The sequence below is a fragment of the Streptomyces sp. NPDC002133 genome (assembly GCF_040296405.1).
Taxonomy (GTDB): Bacteria; Actinomycetota; Actinomycetes; order Streptomycetales; family Streptomycetaceae; genus Streptomyces.
Genome location: NZ_JBEOXF010000073.1, coordinates 16565 through 38139, shown reverse-complemented (window position 1 = coordinate 38139; position 21575 = coordinate 16565). Strand labels below are relative to the sequence as shown.

Below are 21575 nucleotides of genomic sequence, written 5' to 3'. Positions count from 1 at the left end.
GCGCCGGTTCTCCCCCCGCCGAAGGCAGGAGGAGAACCGGCGCCGCCCTGCCCGGGCCTCAGTGATCCGGCTCCAGCAGCCACGTCAGGATCCGCGGCAGCGCATGCAGCGCGTCGAAGTGCGCGGCGGCCGGCTCCAGTACGGCCGTCACGCCCGGGATGCGCTCCGCGAGCCAACGGGAGTGGCCGACCGGTGAGAACACGTCCTTCTCGCCGTGCCACAGGAGTACGGGCGGCTTGATCTCGGCCGGATCGAAGCCCCAGGGGCTGCAGAAGGCGAGCGCGTCGTCGATCCAGCCGTACGCCGAAGTGCGCAGCGCTTCCTGGTAGTTGCGCAGCAGCATCGCCCGCACGCCGGCGTCCGCGACCACCATCCGGTCGGACTCGGTCAGCTCCCGGCGCAGATCGTCGAGGAGCCTGATGGGGTCCCGCCGGATCTCGTCGGAGCGTGTGATGAACCGGGCGGTGAGCCCGTCCGGGTCGGCGGTGGCCCTCGTGTACTCGAGGACGTTGGACGCGGCCATCCCCTCGAACCAGTCGAGACCGTCCGCGTCCCGTGGCGCCAGCGTGACGAGCGCGGCGGCCCTGGTCACCCGGTCCGGCATCAGCGCGGCACAGGCCAGGGCGTGCGGTGCGCCGCCGGAGCGGCCCACGACGGCGAACCGGTCGAGCCCCAGGGCATCGGCGATCGCCCGTACGTCCTTGACGACATCGGCCACACTGCGGCCCTCCAGCCGGTCGGAGCCGCCGTAGCCGGGGCGGTCGTGAGCGATCAGCTGCATCCCGCGCTGGTAGAGCACCATGCCGCGCGGGGCAGGGCCGAGCCTGCTGCCCGGAGTGCCGTGGAGCAGGAAGACAGGTCTGCCGCGCGGATCACCGATGCGCTCCACCATCAGATGCCGCCCGTCCGATGCGCGCACCCGACGTCGCAACCCCCGCCTCCTTAGCCGTACGGTCCGCATGTGCCGTATACAGCAATACTGTCCTGGCATTCCCCGCCCTTCAGATGATTACCCATCGGTGCGGGGAAAGCGGAGTGCTCCGTAGCGACGAAAACCGGACAGGACTAGTCCTCACACGCCGCCCACGACCCGATCGCAACGGGTGTTCGCAATCGAAACCGTCGGTGGTGACCGGCGGTTGTGAACGAACCGAGGGCGCATTCGTGCGGTCGTGTGCGCGTCCTGAAGTCGACCTTGTGTGCTACTGGCCGGTGTCGGAATAGTGGGCGCCCCATCCTCCGTGTACGGCCACCCCACTTGGCCGTGCGCGGCCCCCACAGGAGGCGATGTTGAAGCACCGACGCATATCCAAGAAGCGTGCGACGGCGGCAGGCGGCGCCGTCGTCGCTCTTGTGGCCGCGGGAATCACCTTCCAGACTGCGAACGCCAGTGAGGAAACCCCCCAGTTCACGGTCAAGACCCTGACGGCGACGGCGGCCGGAAACCTCGCATCGACGCTCGGCCAGGAGCTGGGCGTCGACGGGGCGGGCGCGTACTACGACGCCGAGGCCAAGGCCCTCGTCGTGAACGTCGTGGACGAGGAGGCCGCCACGTCCGTGCGCGAGGCGGGCGGCAAGGCCAGAATCGTCCGCAACACGCTGGCCGAACTCACGTCCGCCCGGCAGACCCTCACCGACCGCGCCACCATCCCCGGTACCTCCTGGGCCACCGACCCCGTGACCAACAAGGTGGTCGTCACGGCCGACCGTACGGTCGAGGGCGCGGCCTGGACCAGGCTCCAGGAGGTCGTGAAGGGGCTCGGCGAGAAGGCGGAACTGAAGAGGACGGCGGGGGAGTTCAAGCCGTTCATCGCCGGTGGTGACGCCATCCACAGCGGGGGCGGGCGCTGCTCGCTCGGCTTCAACGTCGTCAAGGACGGCGAGCCGCACTTCATCACGGCCGGCCACTGCGGCGAGGCCGGCAGCGAGTGGTCCGAGTCCGCGGGCGGGCCCGCGATCGGCACGATGGTCGACTCGCAGTTCCCCGAGAACGACTTCGCGCTGGTCAAGTACGACGGCGACACCGAGCACCCGAGCGCGGTGAACCTGTACGACGGCGGCTCGCAGGAGATCACGCAGGCGGCCGAGGCGACGGTGGGCATGCAGGTGATCCGCAGCGGCTCCACCACCCAGGTGCACGACGGTGAGGTCACCGGCCTCGACGCGACCGTGAACTACGGCAACGGCCAGATCGTCAACGGCCTCATCCAGACGAACGTCTGCGCCGAGCCCGGCGACAGCGGCGGCTCGCTCTTCTCCGGCGACTCCGCGATCGGTCTGACCTCGGGCGGCAGCGGCGACTGCTCGTCGGGCGGCGAGACGTTCTTCCAGCCGGTGACGGAGGCGCTGGAGGTCTTCGGCGCGCAGATCGGCTGACGCCTGTGGCCGAGGGGTACGGGGTGTCGCGGGTACCCGTACCCCTCAGCTCGCCCGCGGCCCGGCGCGCCCGTCAGGGGTGGCCGGGCCCTTGCCGGGCAGGGCGCGCAGGGCCTGCTGGGCCGACCAGAGGACCGAGACCAGCGGTACGGCCACGACAGCGCCGATCACCCCGGCGGCGACGGCCCCGCCGACGACCGACAGCGCGACGACCACCGGGTGCAGCCGGACAGCCCAGCTCATCACGATCGGGTGCAGCAGATGCCCCTCGATCTGGCCGATGATCACGATCAGCGCGACGACGACGGCCGCGATGACCGGCCCCTCGGTCGCCAGCGCCACCACGGCCGCCACGGCGAGGGCGATGGGCGAGCCGACCAGCGGAATGAAGGCGGCGAAGAACTCCAGCAGGGCGAGGGGCACCGCGAGCGGCACGCCGAGCAGGTAGAGGGCCACGCCGACGAGGATCGCGTTGGTCGCCGCGATGAGCACGATGCCGTGCGTGTATCCGGTGAACGTCTTCCACGCCGTGCTGCCCGCCACCGACACCCGCTCCCGCACGGACACCGGAAGCTGGGCACAGAACCAGCCCCACTGCCGGTCGCCCGAGTGCAGGAAGAAGACCGAGCAGAACAGCGCCAGCGCGAGCGTCGTCAGCACCTCCACCAGCCGTCCCGCGCCGCTCAGGGCCGTACTGATGACCGTCGAGCGGTGGCTGGACAGGAACCGGCCGATCCGGGACTGGATGTCCGTGAGCGCCTCCGGGTTCAACCGGAACGGCGGCTGTTCCAGCCAGCGTTCGATTCTCTCGATGCCGTCGCCGAACTCCCGCTGCAGCATGCCCCGCTCTGCGGCGACCGTCTCGCCGATGAGGGCCAGGATGCCGAGGACGACGACGATGCTGCCGATCAGCGCGACGGTGACGGCGAGCGGCCGAGGCAGCCTGCGGGCCAGCAGATCGGCCACCGGCCGGAGCATCGCGGTGACGACGAGCCCGAGGAAGACGGCGACGGCGAGCTCGTGAAAGCGCCCGAGGGCCGAGAAGACGGCGTACACCAGGGCTCCCACGACCAGCACGCGCCAGGAGTAGGCGGCGGCCGTGCGCAGGACGGGCGCGACCGGCGGCTCGCCGCCCGTGCGCCCCGGCAGCTGCCCGTCGCCACCTCCCGGCACGACCCGACTCGTACCACCCGGGGAGCGGCGGCCAACGTGACGCGATCGACATTCCCTCCGATGGCACCCGGGACCGCCCGCTGTGACGCCGGCCCCTGTGCCCGTCCGCCGTGGCGCGCGGGTGTCGTGCACGGAGCGTCCAGTACACCGTTTGCGCAGGTGGGGTGGGATCGGGAGACGGGCGGGACATGAGGGGTACAGCTATCGCACGGATGTTCGAAACTTGGTCTATGGTGGAGGCGAGGGGGAGGTGAGAACGGATTGATCCAGGAGGTGCGGGTGCCCGGGTTCACGCATCTGCACACCGTGTCCGGATTCTCCGTACGGTACGGAGCCTCGCACCCGGAGCGGCTGGCCGAGCGCGCCGCCGAGCGGGGCATGGCCGCACTGGCCCTGACCGACCGCGACACCCTCGCGGGCGCGGTCCGGTTCGCCAAGGCCTGCGCCAGGGAGGGGGTGCGTCCGCTGTTCGGTGTCGAGCTCGCCGTACGGGAGCAGGCGCCCACGACCGCCGCGCGGCGGCGCACACCGGTGCGCGGCGGAGCCTTCGTCGACGAGTCGACCCCCCGGGTCACCTTCCTCGCCCGCGACGGCGCGGCCGGCTGGGCGGAGCTCTGCCGGCTGATCACCGCCGCGCACACCGCAGCCGATCGGCCCGTCGTCGAGTGGGGCGCGCTGGATGCTCCCGGGGCCCGGGACGGGCTCACCGTGCTGCTCGGCCCCGCATCCGAGGTCGGCGGAGCTCTGGCCGCAGGCCGCCCCGACCGTGCGGCCCGGCTGCTCGCCCCCTGGCGGGAGCGGTACGGCGACGCCCTGCGCCTCGAAGTGGTGTACCACGGCCTTGCGGGCACGGGCCCCGGCTCGCTGCGGCTCGCCGCACGTACCGCCGGTTTCGCCGCCGAGCAGGGCGTACGGGCCGTGCTGAGCAACGCCGTACGGTACGCCGACCCCGGCCAGGGCCCGGCCGCCGACGTCCTGGACGCGGCCCGCCGGCTCGTCCCGGTCGACCCGGCCAAGGGCCTGGACAGCGGAGAGCGCTGGCTCAAGGACGCGGACGAGATGTACCGCGCGGCGGAGCGGATCGCCGAGGCGGCCGGATGGCGGCGCGACGCCGCGCACCGGCTGCTCACCGTGACCGAGGAGACCGCAGACGAGTGCCTCGTCGACCCCGAGGCCGATCTGGGCATGGGGTCCGTCTACTTCCCCGAGCCGCAGCTCGTCGGCGCCGGGCAGCGCAGCGCGCAGCGCGTCCTCGCCTCCCGCGCCGCCGCCGGGATGGTGCTGCACGGCTACGACCGCAGGCCCGATGCCCGCGCCTACTGGGAGCGGATGCACTCCGAGCTGGACATCATCGGCTTCCACGGCAACGCCTCTTACTTCCTGACGGTTGCTCAGGTCGTCGACGACATCAAAAAGATGGGCATCCGGGTCGCCGCACGCGGCTCCGGCGCCGGATCACTGGTGAACCATCTGCTCGGCATCGCCCACGCCGACCCGGTCGAGCAGCGCCTGCTGATGGAGCGCTTCCTGTCCAAGCGCCGGTTCGTGCTGCCCGACATCGACATCGACGTCGAGTCCGCGCGCCGCCTGGACGTCTACCGCGCGATCATCGACCGCTTCGGCGAGGAGCGGGTCGCCACCGTCGCCATGCCCGAGACCTACCGGGTGCGGCACGCCATCCGGGACGTGGGTGCCGCGCTGAGCATGGACCCGGCCGAGATCGACCGGCTGGCCAAGGCGTTCCCGCACATCCGCGCCCGCGACGCCCGCGCGGCGATGGCGGAGCTGCCCGAACTGCGCGAGGTGGCGAAGGAGAAGGGCGGCCACCGCAGGCTGTGGGAGCTGGTCGAGGCCCTGGACGCGCTGCCGCGCGGCGTCGCCATGCACCCGTGCGGGGTGCTCATCTCGGATGTCTCGCTGCTGCGGCGTACCCCCGTGATGCCGACCAGCGGCGAGGGCTTCCCGATGTCGCAGTTCGACAAGGACGACGTCGAGGACCTCGGGCTGCTCAAACTCGACGTGCTGGGTGTGCGGATGCAGTCCGCGATGGCCCACGCCGTCGCCGAGGTCGAACGGGCGACCGGCGAGCGGATCGACCTGGACGACCCGGAGCAGGTGGCGCCGGGCGACCCGGAGACGTACGGGCTGATCCGCAGCGCCGAGACACTGGGCTGCTTCCAGATCGAGTCGCCGGGCCAGCGCGATCTGGTCGGCAGACTGCAGCCCGCGACCTTCCACGACCTGGTCGTCGACATCTCGCTGTTCCGTCCGGGGCCGGTCGCCGCCGACATGGTCCGGCCGTTCATCGAGGCCCGGCACGGGCGGGCACCGGTCCGCTTCCCGCACCCGGATCTGGCGGGGCCGCTGGGGGAGACGTACGGGGTGGTCGTCTTCCACGAGCAGATCATCGAGATGGTGAACATCATGACCGGGTGCGGCCGGGGCGAGGCCGACCGGGTGCGGCGCGGGCTCTCCGACCCGGAGTCGCAGGGGCGGATCAAGGTGTGGTTCGCGCGGCAGGCGGAGCGGAAGGGATACACGGCCGAAGTGATCGCGCGGGCCTGGGAGATCATCGAGGCATTCGGCTCGTACGGCTTCTGCAAGGCGCACGCGGTCGCCTTCGCCGTGCCGACGTACCAGTCGGCGTGGCTCAAGGCGCACCATCCCGCGGCCTTCTACGCGGGGCTGCTCACGCACGACCCCGGGATGTATCCGAAGCGGCTGCTGCTGGCGGACGCACGGCGGCGGGGAGTGCCGGTGCTGCCGCTGGATGTGAACCGGTCGGCGGCCGCCTATCGAATCGAACTGATGTCTGATGGAAAGTGGGGCATTCGACTCGCGCTCTCCGATGTCCACGGCATCAGCGAGGCGGAGGCGGCGCGGATCGAGGAGGGGCAGCCGTATGCGTCCCTGCTGGACTTCTGGGAGCGGGCGCGGCCGGGGCGGCCGGTCGCCGAACGGCTCGCGCAGGTCGGTGCGCTGGACGAGTTCGGCGCGAACCGCCGCGACCTGATGCTGCACCTGGCCGAACTCCACCGTACGCAACGGGGCCTGGCCTCCCACGGCGGCCGTGGCGCCCAACTGCCCCTGGGGGGCGGCCGCAGCACCGCGTCCGTCGGCCTGCCCGACCTCAACGAGGCCGAGCGGCTCAGCGCCGAGCTGGGCGTCCTCGGCATGGACGCGTCCCGCCATCTGATGGCGGACCACCACGCCTTCCTCGACGAACTCGGCGCGATCCCCGCGCGGCGGCTGCGCGACGCCGAGCACGGCACGACCGTGCTGGTCGCGGGCGCCAAGGCGGCCACCCAGACCCCGCCGATCCGCTCCGGCCGCCGGGTCATCTTCACCACCCTGGACGACGGTACGGGGCTGGTCGACCTGGCCTTCTTCGACGACAGCCACGAGGCGTGCGCGCACACCGTCTTCCACTCCTGGCTGCTCCTGGTGCGGGGAGTGGTCCAGCGCCGCGGCCCGCGCAGCCTCAGCGTGGTCGGTTCGGCGGCCTGGAACCTCGCGGACCTGATCGAGGTCCGGCGTACGGGCGGTCTCGACGCGGTGGCCGAGCGGCTGGCCGCGACGGATTCCGCCGAACCTGCCGCCTCGCCTGCGGACCGCACCATCCGCATGTCCACCGGCTACGAGATGAACGCCTGGGCGGACCTCCGCCCGGCAGGTGAAGGGACCGCGCCCGTAAGGAAGTTGTGGCACCAGAGTCCGGGGAGCGCGGGATGACGAGGGAACGGACGGACTCGCGGACGGCAGCCTCGCCCGGGGCGGCCGACGAGTCGGGCGCACCGGAAGCGTCCGTCCTGTACCTGCGCTTCCGCAAGCATGGCGCGGGGCCGCCGGACGGGGCCGCGTACGCGGGGCTGCTCGCGCTGCTCGGCGCGTTCACGCCCGTGGTCGAGGCGGTACCACCGGACGGGGCGCTCGTCGATGTGCGGGGCGCGCTGCGCTACTTCGGACGGGATGCCGCCGGCCTCGCCTCGCTGATACGGGTGCGGGCGCTCGCCCTGTACGGCGCCGACTGCGTCATCGGAGCCGGACCGAACCCGCTGCTGGCCAGGATGGCGGCCCGCGAGGCAGGACCGGGCACAACCCTGGTCGTGGGCGGTGCGGCGGAGTTCCTCGCCGGCCGTCCGGTCGCCGCGCTGCACGGGGTCGGGCCCGCGACCGCCCGTGCCCTCTGCGGGTACGGGCTCGACACCGTCGACCGGGTCGCCGCCGCGCCCCTCGCCGTACTCCAGCGGATCCTCGGCGCGCGCGCCGGGCGCGATGTGTACGAGAAGGCCCACGGCATCGACCGCACCCAGGTCGTCCCGAACGCCGCCGCCCGCTCCGTCGGCGCCGAACGCACCTTCCCCCGCGACGAACTGGACCCCACCCGGCACCGCCGCGCCCTCCTCTCGCTCGGCGAGGAGCTCGGCGCCCGGATGCGTGCCGAGGCCCAGGTCTGCCGCACCCTGACCCTCACCGTGCGCTACGCCGACCGCACCACGACCACCAAGTCCCGCGCCCTGCCCGAACCGACCGCCCACTCGGCGTCCCTCACCGCCACCGCCTACCGCCTCCTCGACGGCCTCGGCCTGCAGCGCGCCCGTGTCCGCGCCCTCGCCCTGCGCGCCGAGGGGCTGATCCCGGCCGACCACGCCGCGCATCAGCTCACGTTCGACCCGGCCGACGAGAAGGCCCGCCGGGTCGAGGCGGTCGCCGACCTGGCCCGTGCCAGGTTCGGTCCACGGGCGGTCATGCCGGGCTCACTGGCCGCGTGACGGATCTTTCCTCATATCAGCGGTCCTCTGACCATCCCTCACATTTTACCGACGCGTAACTTCCCAGGGTTGGTTACTCGTGCGTACGTTGGCATGAGCACAGCTCTCTCTTGTGGTCCGGGCCGCAGGGAATCCCCACATCCCCAGTCATCGCCATTCCCTTGAGCCGCAAGGAGATCGCCCGATGCTGCCCCGGAAACTTCCCTGGAAGCGTGCCCTCAGACCGCTCGCCGCCCTGCTGCTGGCCGCCGCCATCGGTCTCACCCCCGCCGCCACCGCCACCGCGGCCACCACCGCCGCCGGCCCGACGAGTGGCTGGAACAACTACTCCTGCAAGCCGTCCGCCGCCCACCCCCGTCCCGTGATCCTCGTCCACGGAACCTTCGGGAACTCCGTCGACAACTGGCTCGCCCTCGCGCCGTACCTCGTACACCGGGGCTACTGCGTCTTCTCGCTCGACTACGGCCAACTGCCGGGCGTCCCGTTCTTCCACGGCCTCGGCCCCATAGACAAGTCGGCCGAGCAGCTCGACGCGTACGTCGACAGGGTCCTCGCCGCGACCGGCGCCGCCGAGGCCGACCTGGTCGGACACTCGCAGGGCGGCATGATGCCGCGCCACTACCTGAAGTTCCTGGGCGGCGCGGACAAGGTGAACGCCCTCGTCGGCCTCGCGCCCGACAACCACGGCACCACGCTCAACGGGCTCGCCGGCCTGCTCCCGTACTTCCCGGGCGCCGCAGACCTGCTGAAGTCCTCGACCCCCGGCCTCGCCGACCAGATCGCGGGCTCCGCGTTCCTCACCAGGCTCAACGCGGGCGGCGACACGGTTCCGGGCGTGCGGTACACCGTCATCGCCACCAAGTACGACGAGGTCGTCACCCCGTACCGCTCGGCGTTCCTCGACGGGCCGGGCGTCCGGAACGTGACCCTTCAGGATCTGTGCGCCCTTGACTTCTCGGAGCACGTGGCGATCGGTCTGTGGGACCGGATCGCCTACCACGAGGTGGTCAATGCGCTCGACCCGGCGCACGCCACCCCGACGACCTGCGCGTCGGTCTTCGAGTAGGCACGGAACGAGGAGGGGTGCCGCCCGTCGGACGGCACCCCTCCTCGTCAGTACGACTTCTCGCGGACCGGCTGCGCGTGGCCCGGTTGTGCGAGGCCCGGCTGTGCGCGGCCAGGACGTGCGCGGATCAGCTCTTCGTGGATCAGCTGTTCGCCGATCAGCGGGACGCCTTGCGGCGGACGGTACCGAACATCACGGCCGCACCGAGTGCGAGCACCGCGGCACCGCCGACGGCGAGGTACGGGGTGCTGCTGTCGCCGCCGGTCTCGGCGAGGTTCTCACCGGCACCGTTGGCCTCGGGGGCGTTGGAAGCCGGGGCCTCCGACGGCTCGCCCTCCGCCTCCTGAGCGGGCGTGGCCGTGGACGGCTGCTCGGAGTGCTCCTCCGAGCCGTCACCGCCGTGGCCGCCGTGGTCCACCGTGGACTCGTCGGAGCCGGCCTCGATCTGCTCGTCGCTCGGCGCGGAGGCGGTCGGCGCGGGCGCGGTGCCACCGTCCGGCGCGGAGCCGCCGTTGTCCTGGCCGAAGACGACGTCCGAGCAGGTGTAGAACGCCTCGGGGGAGTCGGACCGCTGCCAGATCGAGTAGACCAGGTGCCGCCCGGACCTGGCCGGCACGTTGCCGTCGAATATGTACTCCCCGTTCACCAGCTTCGGGTCGGTGACCTTCGCGAACGGCTGCGCCGCCAGGTCCGACCACTTCAGCGGCTTCGACGGGTCGTAACCGTCCTTCGTGATGTACAGCTCGAACGAACCCTTGTGCGGGGCCGTTCCCTTGTAGTGGAACGTGTGACTGCCCGCTGCGAGCTTCGACGCCGGCCAGTCGGCCCGCGGCAGATCCAGCCCCTTGTACTTGTCCCGCCCCGCGCTGCACAGTTTCCCGTCCGGGATCAGTTCCTTGTGGCGGCCCGCGGCGTCACCGATGTTGACCTCGTTCCAGTCGTAGAACGCCTGCGTCCCACTCGCGGCGACCGCCGCCTTGCACGCCGCCGAGTCGGGGCTCTCCGGTCCTTCGGCGTAACAGGCGGACACCCGGCTCACCGGATCCGTCATCGATCCATGCGCAACGGCCGGCGACGCGGCCAACCCGGTCAGCGCGAGCGGCGCAACCCCGAACGCGGCGACGACGGCGGCCCTACGGCGAGCGGTCATGGTGACGATCTCCTTCAACAACAGCGGCATATGGGGGAACGGCGGGCGGGTCCCACGACGGCGGTGCGGCCCCCCGATCGACGGCACCGACGCTTGGGACCCCGCCCCGGCGATCAGCAAGCTAGCCGCTCGGAAGGGCGAAATCCGCTGTTGGGAGCGGGTGGAGGCGATCCTTATGGTCGCTTTAAGGGTGGGGTAAGAGCAGGCTCAGGAACGGCGCGGAGCGCGTGCGCCTGACCACGCGGTTCGGCGTGGGATCGTCCGTGGTCGTCCACGGGGAGCCACCGCATGTCGCCTCGTTTGGCTCCCCGTTTGGCTCCCCGTTTGGCTCCCCGCTGATCCCATGCCGTGGCCCAGATGCAGACGAACTGATGTAGTGACAGGGAACCGCGAGTCGCCCTGCCGGGTGCTGGCGGACACACTCGGCGGTAAGAGGGGCTCAGGAGCGGCGCGCAGAGCGCACGTCCGACCGGGCGGTACGGGTGCGACCTTGGGCGCGGTCCATGGGGGCCGCCTGGCGTCGCCTCCGGTAGCTCCCCAAGTGGCTCGCTCTCAGGGCCCTGAATAGAGCAACGGTTCCGGAGTGATTGCGTCGATCGAGGTCTACACCCCGTCTGACCTGCGCGAGAGCCAACCCGCAGTACTCCGGGCACACCTACTGTGTCGGAGCTGTGTCGCGCCAGCCGCGGCTCGGCGCGGCCACTGGGGACTGCGCCGGCCGACCACCGTGTCAGCGACCTTCTGATCCGTAGCTCTACAGAGATCGGTCGGAGGCGGTCATATAGGTCGCGTTTCGGCTCCACGGGGTGGGGGCGGTTGCTGTGGATGCTGTACCCGCCTGCTGAACAGCAGGCGGGACCGGCCGATGGCGTGGTCGGCCGGTCCCCCGGGCCGGCACCAGCGTGCTGCCGGCTGATTCTGCGACTGGTGTGGCCCTTCACTGCAGGCCCCGGCCCCGTCGGCATCGCTGCGCAGGCGAATCCACGGTTCTCGGCGCCGCTCCTGGAAGCTACGCGTCAGTCGTCGTGACGGTGGTGTGGTGCGGTCGGTTGTGCACCAGAAGCGCTGAGGCGAGGGCCGCGCACAGGAATACGGCGGCAATGACGGTCATGCCGGCGTGGACGCCGGAGGTGAAGGCGTCGCCGACCGCAGCGGTCACGTTCGGCGGGGCCGCTCGGTGGCCGCCGCTGCCGGTGGAGACGGCGTGCTCGACGGCGGGCCAGGCTGCTCGGGGCACGTGGTGAGCGGCGAGCTGGGTCGGCAGTTGGGACTGAAGCCGGCTGGCGAGGAGTGCGCCGAGGAGGGAGGAGCCGGTGACGGATCCGATCTGGCGGAAGGCGTTGACGGCTCCGGAGGCCATGCCGGCGCGTTCATGGGAGACGCTGACCAGGGCGGCGGCGGTGCTCGGCGCGGCTACCATCCCGCATGCGGCTCCGAAGAGCACGTACAGCCACCACACCCGGGCATAGGGGGTGGTCGGCTCCAGCGTGGTGAATCCGGCCGTGGCGGCGGCTCCGATGAGGAAGCCCAGGGTCAGCGGGAGCTTGAAGCCGGTGCGGCGGATCACGCGTCCGGTCGCATAGGCGACGATGACGTAGACGCCGAAGAAGGCCAGCAGCCGCCACCCCACGTCCAGGGCGGACAGATGCTGGACGCGCTCGTAGAAGAGCACCGACAGGATGGCCACGCCGGTGAAGCCGAACAGGGAAACGGCCGCGACGAACATGACAGCGCTGAACGACGCCGACCGGAACAGGGTGACGTCCAGCATGGGTGTGCGGCCGACGCGCTCGACAAGAACGAAACCGGTCAGGGCCGCGGCCGCGATGAACCAGGTGATGAGCATCCGGGGGCTGGTGTAGCCGTCGTGTCCGCCTTCGATGAGGGCGTAGACGAGGGCGGCGATGCCCAGGACGGCAAGGAGCTGGCCGGGGATGTCGAGCTTGCCGCCCGGGCCGCGCGATTCGGCGACGAAGAGGGCCACGGCCATGGTGACCACGGCAAGGACAGCGGTCGACAGGAAGACCGTGTTCCAGTGGAAGTGGTCCAGCAATGTGCCCGCGACCAGGGGGCCCAGGGCCAGCCCGATGCCGGAGGAGGCTGCCCAGGCGGTGACGACTTCGGTGCGCCGGTGGGGGTCGGGGAAAGTGGCTCCCAGGATGGCCAGGCTGTTGGGCAGGATGAGAGCGCCGCCGAGGCCGGAGACGAGCTGGCCGGCGATGACGCCTCCTGCTGAACTCGCGGCGTAGACGGTGAGCGACCCAATGATCATGATTGCGGTGCCGGCGAGGAAAGTGCGCTTGCGGCCGTAGAGGTTGCCGACGGTGCCCGCGGACATCACCAGGCTGGCCACGAGCAGGGTGTACGCGGAGGGGATCCAGACGAGGCCGGTTGGGGAGACGTGCAGGTCGTCCTGGATGGCCGACAGCGCCGACACCGATGCGGTGATCAGCAGAAAGGTCGTCATGCAGCCCAGGCACATCGCGACGAGCGTGACGGCAGCGGCGAAGCGGGAGGGCTGGTGTGAGGAGAGCCGGTTGCCGGGTTGCTCGTCGGCCGGCTTGAGTCGGCCCGGGGCGGGGGAAGGGGTGGAAGCCATGGTGTCCTCGTCTCAGCCGAGCTGCGGGTAGAGGGCGGCGACGCCACCGGAGAGGTCGGCCTGTACCTGGCGGCTGAGGTCGTCGACGACGATCTCGGCAGCGCCGGAGGCGATGCCGTCAACGGCCGCGCGGGCGACGTCCGCCGGGTCGCTCTTGGGCCCGGTGACATGGCGGGCCATGTCGGTGTCCATGTAGCCGACATGGAGTCCGGACACGGAGATGCCCCGGGGTCCAAGCTGCTGACGAATCGCGTTGGTCAGGCTCCACTGCGCGGCCTTGGCGGCGGAGTAGGCGCCGACGGTGGGAAAACTGATCCACGACAGCGCGGAAAGGACGTTGAGGATGACGCCTCCGCCCTGCGACTCGATCACCGGGGCGAAAGCCCGGATCGTGCCCAGGGTGCCCAGGTAGTGGGTCTCCATCTCCAGGCGGACGGCGTCCCAACTGCCGGTCAGCAGATCGGCGCCCGTGGAACTGCCCGCATTATTGATCAGCACGGTGATGTCACGGGCCTCCTCGGCAGCCGCGGCGACGGAGGCGGGGTCGGTGACGTCGATCCGGATCGCTTTCACGCCGGGTAGATCGATTTGGTCCGGTCGGCGGGCCGCCCCGTACACCGTGGCGCCGCGCGCGACCAGTTCCTGAGCGAGTGCCCTGCCGAGCCCGCGGTTGGCCCCGGTGACCAGGACGGTTGCTGTGCTGATGTCCATGATTCCTCCCTCGGGATGCGCACACCCCAGCTGACTTATGACTACAGAAGTTAGCCATGACGCTATAGTCTGGCTATGCATAAGGCAAGTCAGGTGGAGGATTGAGAGATGAAGGATCTGCTGACGGAACGGGACGCCTGGTCCATGACCAACTGCACCATCGCCAGGACTCTGGAGATCGTTGGCACCAGGACAGCGCTGCTGATCATGCGCGAGGCGTTCTTCGGCACGCGCCGGTTCGACGACTTCGCCAAGCGCGTGGGCATCGGCGAACCCGCCGCCTCGGCGCGCCTGAAGGAACTGACCGCCGCCGGACTCTTGGAGCGCGTCCCCTACCAGGAGCCCGGCCAGCGGACCCGGTACGCCTATCAACTGACCCAGAAGGGCCGGGACTTCCTGCCCGTCCTCGTGGCGCTGCGGCAGTGGGGCGACACCTGGGCCACGGACGAACAGGGGCCCCCCGTGGTCCTACGCCACAAGGAATGCGGTAGTGCGGTGCACGCGGTACTCCGCTGTGACGACGGCCACGACGTGCAACTCGGGGACTCGTTCGTCGACGCCGGCCCGGGTCTCATTCGCGTCGGCCCGGACAGCCCCTGAACCCAGCGGCAGCTGAAACACCGGGCAGGACGATTCCACCGAGCACGATGGGCGGCCGACCATGCCGGCGAGGCATTGATCCAGCAGGAGGGGCCGCCCTCGCCATCGCCGCCCGGCACGCGACACCGACACACACGCCCCGCGCACGGTACCGGGCATCAACTGGCCGGGCGCACCCGGCCAAAGCCGGTGGTGTTCTGCGGGCCGAGCGCGGCGCCGCATCGGTCACACATCTGGTGCCGGTCAGGTTGGCCGCCACAGGCGTCGTGCGTGACCGTCACGGGCGGCCCGTCCGGGTCGGGGTAGTACCGGTCCCCCCACTGCAGCAGGTGGTTCAGCACGGGCCACAGATCGAGGCCCTTGTCGGTGGGGATGTATTCGTAGCGGTCCGGCCGCTCCTGGTAGAGGCGGCGTTCCAGGACGCCGTGTTCCTCGAGCCGGCGCAGGCGGGCGGTCAGTACGCTGCGGGCGATGTCGAGCTCGTCCTGGAGTTCGTCGAACCGGCGTCGCCCCGCCATCACGCTGCGCAGGATCAGCAGCGACCAGCGCTCGCCCACGACTTCCAGCGAGCGGGCGATCGAGCAGATCTGCGAGTCATAGTCCCGAACCAGCATGCCCCCAGGCTACCGCGTGAGTCTTATGAAGATACCCACGTGTTAGTCTCGTGAAAGAACTTGCAAGTCTCTTCAAGAGACTTTCTGGACTTGGTAGCCCCGGCTGTCATCCCCGAGCGCGGTACGCATCAGCGCGCGCCAGACACCGGTCAAGCAATGGAGACACCTTGTCGACCTACATTTCCGATTCAGCGACCCACCAGTATGTGGACGGGCCCTCGACGCGGTTCGCGTATCGCCGGTTCGGCGCCTCTGGGGGTGTGCCTCTGGTTCTCGCCAGCCGGTTCCGCGGGACCATGGACCACTGGGACCCAGCGTTCCTGGATGAGCTGGCCCGGGAGCGCGAGGTGATCGTCTTCGACAACGCGGGCGTCAATCTCTCCTCCGGCCGCACTCCCGACCGTATCGGCGGGGCGGCCGAGGGCGCCATCGAGTTCATCGAGGCCCTGGAACTGCCGCAGATCGACCTGCTCGGCTGGTCGATGGGTGGCTTCGTCGCCCAGGCGGTCACGCTCAAGCGCCCTGATCTGGTGCGCCGCCTCATCGTGGCTGGCAGCGGTCCCGGCGCGGTGCCCGACTCGCCGCTCATGGCTCCCAAGGCCCGCGCGGTGGCCAGCAAGCCGGTCAACGACGACGAGGACTTCCTCTTCCTGTTCTTCCCCGACACGCCCGCCGCCCGCGAGGCCGGCCTCGCCTCGCTGCGGCGCCTTGACTACCGGCTGGCCTCCTCCCAGGCCGCGGTGCGGGGAGAGAGCGTAGTGGCACAGGCCGCCGCCAACGCTGCCTGGGGCACCGGCGAGGACTCGGCCTGGGCCCGCCTGGAGGAGCTCGCCCTTCCGGTCCTCGTCGCCAACGGCGCACACGATGTGATGATCCACGCGTACCAGAGCTACGCAATGTCCCAGCGGCTGCCGAACGCCAAGGTGGTGCTGTACAGCGACGCCGGTCACGGCTTCCTCTTCCAGCACATCGAGGACTTCGGCAACGAGGTCCTCGCCTTCCTGCGCTGATCCGCCTGGACGGCTACGCGGCGTAGTAGGCGGCCCTCCTTGCTGGGTGCGGTTCAGAGCGCTCGCTTGCCCACCACTCTCCCCAGCTCCCCGTGCACGCCACTCACCGGCCGGCACTCGCGAACGGCGCCCCCTCCATCGCGGAGCCTGAGCGCCCCGCCGGAGGCTCGCCCTGACCGCGGGCACCGTGTGTCCAGGTCTCTACTTCAGGGCCGTAGCTCGCTGCGGCTCCAGGGGCCGGCCCCTGGAGCCGAAGGCGCAGAGGGGCCGAGCCCAAGGGGCCAGCCCCCCGTGCGGGGCCTTGATGACGTAGGAAAGGTTCTGTTGCGCTGGGCTGAGGGTGCGTGGCCGTCGTGGCCGCGGACGTGATGGGCCGTCCCCGTTGAGGGAATCGAGCAGCGGGGGCGCGTAACTCTGAGACGTGCTACCACGCGGCGAGCGGAATGCTTGGCGTAGTCGCGGCGGCGTCTGATGCCATGCAACTTCATGGCGCCAAGTCGTCCGGCTGGCTCCCTGTTTGGCTCCCCGCAGGCTCTCCGCTAGGCCCACCGCCGTGCTGAGCTGGGGTGTTGACGCGCGTCGGCCGTCGGGCCGCTTACGGCAGCGGTAAGAGGGGGCTCAGGAACAGGGCGCGGAGCGCGCATCTGACCACGCGGTTCGGTGCATCGTCGTCCGTGGTCGTCCAGGGGAGCCGACTCGTGTCGTCTCGTTTGGCCCACAGCTGTCCCCAGGGCGCAGAGTCGAAGCACCTATGCCGCGGTTCGACTACGCGGGGGGCCAGCCGCAGGCGGCAGGAAGTCTGCAGAGTTCAGCGGCGGCAAGCGACCCTACGTTGCGGGCATCCTCCTGATTGCGAGCTCGGAGGATCTGCCCGCGCCCCGGGCGTCAGCTGTGGCCTTGGCCTGTCGCGGTACGTTCCGCCTTCCACCCCGCTATTGCCGCACTGATCAGCACTCGGGCATACTCCTCACTCGCTATGCACGGCTCCCCCACGCCGAAAGTCCGGCCAGTTCCTGGTGGAACGCGCCCCATACCCCTTACACACCGGAACGGGAATCTCGACGTGGCAAGTGATTACATCGCCGTTGGCCTGCTCATGGGCGGTGCTTTGATCTGGTTCCTGCTCCTGCCCCTGCGGCTTCAGAGGGGGAAGCTCGCCGGCCCCGATCCCGGTCTGCGACGCGCACTCATTGCCGCCTCTGTCGGCGTCTGGAAACCAGCTGCGGAGCTGCTAGCCGGGACCGCACAGGACTGGGAACGACGTGCCCTCTACGTCGATCATCTGGCCTCCCTCACCGGGTGGATGAGGGGCCGCTGGCTGCGGGCCTGGGACGCAGCCCGCCCCGGCGATCCGGATGTGGCACTTGTCAAAGCACGCGCCCGGATCCACTGCGCGTGGAAGAAGCGCGGTGCCGCCTACGCCAAGCAGACTCCCGCCTGGCGCATGAGAGCCTTCCATCGGCAACTGATTGCCTCCCGCGAGGAGATAGCGGTGGCAGCTTCCCTCAATCCGTACGACCCGACCCCGTACAGCGCCGAGATCTGGACGGCGCTCGGCCTCGGCTATCCCCACGACCTGATGCGCGAGCTGTGGGCCGAAGTCACCGCCCGGGCACCGCATCACTTCGAGGCCCACTTCAACGCGTTGCAGTACTGGAGTGCCAAGTGGCGCGGCTCGAACGAACTGGCGCGCGCGTTCGCGCAGCAGGCTTCCGCCGGCGCGCCCAAGGGCAGCCTCATGGCCGCGTTGCCCCTGTTCGCCTGGTACGAGGCCTACATGTCCAGGTCCGCCGTGCTGCCCGGTCCCCGATCACCGGAAGTCCGCGCCATGATCGATGCCGCCCTGGAAGACGTGGACGCGGCCGGCGATCACCCTCGACTGCCGGATGTGCGCCACCTACTGGCGTACTGCCTGCACAAGCAGGGCCGGCACCGGGCAGCGCTGGAGCAGTTCCGCCGGGTGGACGGGTACGTCGACGCCCTTCCTTGGCACTACTCGGGCTACAGACGGATCTACTACCGGGCGATCCGCACAGCGGCAGCCCGCGGCGCACTGATCGAATCACTGCGCCGCTGATCACACCCAGAAGTCCGCGTCGATGGCGGGCGGTCCTGACTTTGATCCGGACCGCGCGTGGGCAGGGTTCGTGGTGGGCACTAGCGAGCCGTCGGTGCGCGGTGGCTCCCCGATTGGCTCCCCGCAAGCTCTCTGGTCGGACCAACACCCCTTTTGACCTGCGGATCTGACGCGCGCGGCAAGTGCGACGGTTTACGGGTGGGGTAAGGGCAGCCTCAGGAACGGCGCGGAGCGCGAGCGCCTGACCATGCGGTTCGAGGCTTCATCGTCCGTAACCGTGCACGGGGAGCCGTCCTTCATGTCACCTTGTTCGGCTCCCCATCAGTCCACCTGCCAAGTAATGGCGGCCCCATCGGTGACACCCCGGAGCGCACGGCTCCGAAGGCCCTTCGGACCTGTGGAGTCGCTGCTGGTCACAGGGCTGCCTCTGCGTACTCGACGGCTTCCTGCCCATGGATAGTCGGCGGGCGCTGATGCCTAGCCGCGTATGCCGGACGGGGCTGCGGGGTGAGTCGGGGCGGGGCTGCTGGTGGAGGCGCTCGCGAAGAGGGTGGGTGGTGGGGGAGCGTGAGCTCGGCGAGATCGTGTGGTGCAAGTTCACCCTGGTGGACGGAGGGAACGGGCCCGCAGTACGCGGGCGCGCGTGACGCCGACACGCCGGGCGCCGGTTCCCAGCCAAACGGTTTTTCGTTACATGAGGTGCCTTTACCGGCGATTCGGACTTCACGGTGCATTTCGGATGCAAGCATCGACGAGTCCGACCCAGGCGGGCGCATCAGGCGCCTGCCATGAAAGGAGCACGGAATGCGGGTTTCCCGTTTTGCCGCCGCGCTGGGCGTCGCGGCCGCCGTCCTGCTGGGCGGCGCCACTGGCGCCAGCGCCGCCACCTCTGCGCCTTCGGCGGCATCTCATGCCACGCACGACCGTGGCAACGACCGTGGTCAGGAACGCGGTAACGACCGCGGTCGCGACCGTGGTGACGACCGTGGTCAGGACCGCGGTCGCGACCGTGGTAACGACCGCGGTCGCGACCACCGTGACGACTACGGGCGTGGCGACCGCGACGGCCGCTGGGGCCACCACCGCGGGGACCGCCGGCGCCACGGCCACCACTGGGGCCACCGGCACCACGGTCACCACCGGCACCACGGTCACCACTGGGGTCACGGTCACCACTGGGGTCACGACCGCTACGACCACCGCTGACCGTCCTCGGGGTGCCCTCCCGCTTTTGGGGAGGGCACCCCTTCCGTGTGCTCCGCATACCTTCGGCAGCAGGACTGGCGAGATCTCCGGACACCCGCGGCCGGCCGAAATCTACGATCCGCTCGATTCCGCCTGCCGCGATCTGGATCCGCACATTGGTGTCGTGCAGGAGTTCAACGCGCGGCGGGTGCTGGACATCGGCGGCGGCACAAGTGGGCGACACCCGCTTTAAGGGCTCGATCGGACGGCACTTGCAGGGCGCTTGCCCGCACAGGGGTCAGCCCTTCGGGGTCGTCCAACGCCGCTCCTGTCTACTCGCGTTGATGGCGGTCGTAGATGTCAGATGACACGCCTGTCGTGAGCACCGCGCCAACTGTGGCCGTTGTAAGGGAGATCATCTTCTGGGAGGATCTCGCCATGTGGACAGCAGTGTTTGGCTTGATCTTGCTACTCGGTGTGGCCTCGGCGATCAACCAGGCGCGCAAAGGGCGGTGGTACACCGCCGGCGGGATCCTTCTCCCGATCCTGGGCACTGACCTGATGCTGTTTGGTGGAATGGAACGGCATAGCCTGTTGCTCTTCTGGCTGGGTGTCGTCCTCGCCGTCGTCGGGTTCGGCATGGATTTCATGGCCTACTGGAGGACCCGTGCTTCCGGAACCGAAAAGGTCTGGAAGACACCGGATACGGATCCGGCCTGAGCTGCGGCGGCGTTGACCTGCGCGTTCCGGCGAGGTTTGCCGAGGTTCCCGTTGTCCCCGCCGCTCCCAGCCGTGGTCAGCGGGCCCGATGCCGGTTGATGGCCTCTCGACACCACGGTGGCACGCGCAGTCGGGAGAGGACCGAGGCGGGGAACCAGTGGAACATGATGCCTTCGGTGACAGGGAGTGTGTGGGCGTCGCCGTCCCAGTGGGCGCGGTAGACGACGATCGGACCTCTGCCGAGGTGCTCGGCGCCTTCCTGTTGGACGGTGGTGAACTCCTCCAGGACGACGGTGAGTCCGGTCTCCTCCTTCAGCTCGCGGGCGATCGTCTCGTCGAGGGACTCACCGGGTTCGGGGCTGCCGCCGATGAAGGCCCAATAGCCGGGCCAGCAGATGCCCTGGATGTCGTCGCGCAGGTGGAGCAGGTACTCGCCGCGGCTGTTGGTGATCAGGGCGGCGGTGCCGATGCGGGGTCGCTGTGAGTCTGTTGTCACGCTTCACATGTACCCGGTCGCCACTCCGTCAGCGCCTGCGACTGCGAGATCACGCGTGCGTACGAGGCGGCCTTGCGTGACTCCACCACCCAAGAACCACGCCGCGTTCATTCTCGGCCGGTGACCGCGGGGCAGGTCTGAGCGGTTGTCCGTTCCAGGAACGCCGTGGTGGTCGCCACGAACCGGTCGGCATCGTCGAGCCAGGGGAAGTGCCCGGCCCCGGGCTGGACGACCGATTCGGCGTGGGGAAACAGCTCGGCGAAATCGGCCGTCGCGCGAGGAGGGGAATTCAGGTCGACCTCCCCGGCCAGTACGAGTGCCGGCGCTGCGAGCCGTGCGAGCGCCGAGCGGGTGGCGTCCGGGTGGAAAGCACCCTCGGCGCCGAAGACAGCCGCCGCCTCCTTGTTCTTCTGCCTGTCCTCCGCGGCCCGATGGGCTCGGGCCGTCTCGTCCCAGCGGCCGTAGAAGAACGGGGCGATGGCCTCGAAGGAGTCGGCGGTCGCCTTGCCGGCGACGATCGCCTCCAAGGCCGCGAACGCCGCCGGGAACCACGGCTCGTCCCGGCGGAGCTGCGCCGCCTCGAGCCGGACGTCTGCTGTGATCGTGATGCCGACGGCCATGACGCTCGGCGTGATCAGCGCGAGTTTGCCGACGCGTTCCGGGTGGCGGCCCGCATACAGGGCCGCCAGATTCGTACCGGCGGAATGCGCGAGCACGTCCATTGTTTCCAGGCCGAGGTGCTTCCGGAGGGCGTCGACGTCGTCGACAAGCCGGTCGCAGCGGTAGGAGGCCGCGTCCTCCGGTGTCGCCGACCGGCCGGTGCCCCGGAGATCCAGTGTGATCAACTTCCGGTGCGCGGACAGGCCGCCGAGGTCGCCGAGGTATGCGGAGGCCTGCATCGGCCCCCCGGGCAGGCAGACCACAGGAGGGCCGTCTCCGGACACGTGGTAGGCGAGCTCGGTCCCGTCATGGGCGGAGAAGGTGGGCATGGCCAAGACCCTGTCAGCGTTGTCCGGACGGAGCAAC

At 70.2% G+C, this 21575-nt stretch carries 17 protein-coding genes; 8 read left to right on the top strand and 9 right to left on the bottom strand.

From position 1 onward, the window contains the following. Positions 1-58 precede the first annotated feature (58 nt). Positions 59-931, bottom strand: coding sequence for an alpha/beta fold hydrolase (locus ABT078_RS37470; protein WP_351235997.1), 873 nt, complete (start codon positions 929-931; stop codon positions 59-61). A gap of 359 nt (positions 932-1290) precedes the next feature. On the opposite strand from ABT078_RS37470, the gene ABT078_RS37465 reads away from it, so the two are divergent. Then, positions 1291-2376 (top strand): S1 family peptidase, encoded by a 1086-nt coding sequence (locus ABT078_RS37465; protein WP_351236007.1) that lies wholly within the window; start codon positions 1291-1293, stop codon positions 2374-2376. Positions 2377-2421: 45 nt separating this feature from the next. Here ABT078_RS37465 and ABT078_RS37460 read toward each other — a convergent pair whose 3' ends face one another. Beyond that, complete coding sequence (locus tag ABT078_RS37460) at positions 2422-3549, bottom strand: AI-2E family transporter (RefSeq protein ID WP_502981502.1); 1128 nt, start codon at positions 3547-3549, stop codon at positions 2422-2424. 279 nt (positions 3550-3828) lie between these two features. On the opposite strand from ABT078_RS37460, the gene ABT078_RS37455 reads away from it, so the two are divergent. The 3 genes from ABT078_RS37455 to ABT078_RS37445 all read left to right on the top strand — a co-directional run bounded on the left by ABT078_RS37455 (position 3829) and on the right by ABT078_RS37445 (position 9387). Beyond that, positions 3829-7281: a DNA polymerase III subunit alpha gene (locus tag ABT078_RS37455; protein WP_351235995.1), complete on the top strand. Its 3453-nt coding sequence runs from the start codon at positions 3829-3831 to the stop codon at positions 7279-7281. Positions 7282-7364: 83 nt separating this feature from the next. Beyond that, the gene (locus tag ABT078_RS37450; RefSeq protein WP_351236003.1) at positions 7365-8321 is read left to right on the top strand and encodes a DNA polymerase Y family protein; all 957 of its coding nucleotides are present in this window, start codon (positions 7365-7367) and stop codon (positions 8319-8321) included. 184 nt (positions 8322-8505) lie between these two features. Continuing rightward, positions 8506-9387, top strand: coding sequence for an esterase/lipase family protein (locus tag ABT078_RS37445; protein WP_351235993.1), 882 nt, complete (start codon positions 8506-8508; stop codon positions 9385-9387). A gap of 157 nt (positions 9388-9544) precedes the next feature. Here the strand turns inward: ABT078_RS37445 and ABT078_RS37440 are convergent, their stop codons facing one another. From ABT078_RS37440 to ABT078_RS37430, 3 genes are all read right to left on the bottom strand, one after another. After that, a complete protein-coding gene (locus ABT078_RS37440) occupies positions 9545-10537 on the bottom strand; it encodes a lytic polysaccharide monooxygenase auxiliary activity family 9 protein (protein ID WP_351235991.1) in 993 nt (330 codons plus the stop codon). Between the two features lie 1009 nt (positions 10538-11546). Next, positions 11547-13136 carry an MFS transporter gene (locus ABT078_RS37435; protein ID WP_351235989.1) on the bottom strand — a complete coding sequence of 530 codons (1590 nt, stop codon included), beginning with the start codon at positions 13134-13136 and terminating at the stop codon, positions 11547-11549. A 12-nt stretch (positions 13137-13148) separates the two neighbouring features. Next, positions 13149-13847, bottom strand: a complete 699-nt coding sequence (locus ABT078_RS37430; RefSeq protein WP_351235987.1) for an SDR family oxidoreductase — start codon at positions 13845-13847, stop codon at positions 13149-13151. Between the two features lie 108 nt (positions 13848-13955). Here ABT078_RS37430 and ABT078_RS37425 point away from each other — a divergent pair, with 108 nt between their 5' ends. Continuing rightward, positions 13956-14447: a winged helix-turn-helix transcriptional regulator gene (locus ABT078_RS37425; RefSeq protein ID WP_351235985.1), complete on the top strand. Its 492-nt coding sequence runs from the start codon at positions 13956-13958 to the stop codon at positions 14445-14447. A gap of 158 nt (positions 14448-14605) precedes the next feature. Here ABT078_RS37425 and ABT078_RS37420 read toward each other — a convergent pair whose 3' ends face one another. Continuing rightward, a complete protein-coding gene (locus tag ABT078_RS37420; RefSeq protein WP_351235983.1) occupies positions 14606-15061 on the bottom strand; it encodes a winged helix-turn-helix transcriptional regulator in 456 nt (151 codons plus the stop codon). A 296-nt stretch (positions 15062-15357) separates the two neighbouring features. On the opposite strand from ABT078_RS37420, the gene ABT078_RS37415 reads away from it, so the two are divergent. Together ABT078_RS37415 and ABT078_RS37410 are read left to right on the top strand one after the other, a co-directional pair. Beyond that, the gene (locus tag ABT078_RS37415) at positions 15358-16071 is read left to right on the top strand and encodes an alpha/beta fold hydrolase (protein ID WP_351235981.1); all 714 of its coding nucleotides are present in this window, start codon (positions 15358-15360) and stop codon (positions 16069-16071) included. A 1063-nt stretch (positions 16072-17134) separates the two neighbouring features. Next, positions 17135-18148, top strand: a complete 1014-nt coding sequence (locus ABT078_RS37410) for a hypothetical protein (RefSeq protein ID WP_351235979.1) — start codon at positions 17135-17137, stop codon at positions 18146-18148. A 723-nt stretch (positions 18149-18871) separates the two neighbouring features. Here the strand turns inward: ABT078_RS37410 and ABT078_RS37405 are convergent. After that, positions 18872-19306, bottom strand: a complete 435-nt coding sequence (locus tag ABT078_RS37405; RefSeq protein ID WP_351235977.1) for a hypothetical protein — start codon at positions 19304-19306, stop codon at positions 18872-18874. Positions 19307-19690: 384 nt separating this feature from the next. Here ABT078_RS37405 and ABT078_RS37400 point away from each other — a divergent pair, with 384 nt between their 5' ends. Then, entirely contained in the window at positions 19691-20053 is a 363-nt protein-coding gene (locus tag ABT078_RS37400) for a hypothetical protein (RefSeq protein ID WP_351235975.1), read from the top strand. Between the two features lie 76 nt (positions 20054-20129). Here ABT078_RS37400 and ABT078_RS37395 read toward each other — a convergent pair whose 3' ends face one another. Next, positions 20130-20549 (bottom strand): NUDIX domain-containing protein, encoded by a 420-nt coding sequence (locus tag ABT078_RS37395; RefSeq protein ID WP_351235973.1) that lies wholly within the window; start codon positions 20547-20549, stop codon positions 20130-20132. A 107-nt stretch (positions 20550-20656) separates the two neighbouring features. Then, entirely contained in the window at positions 20657-21538 is an 882-nt protein-coding gene (locus tag ABT078_RS37390; protein WP_351235971.1) for an alpha/beta fold hydrolase, read from the bottom strand. Positions 21539-21575: the final 37 nt, after the last annotated feature.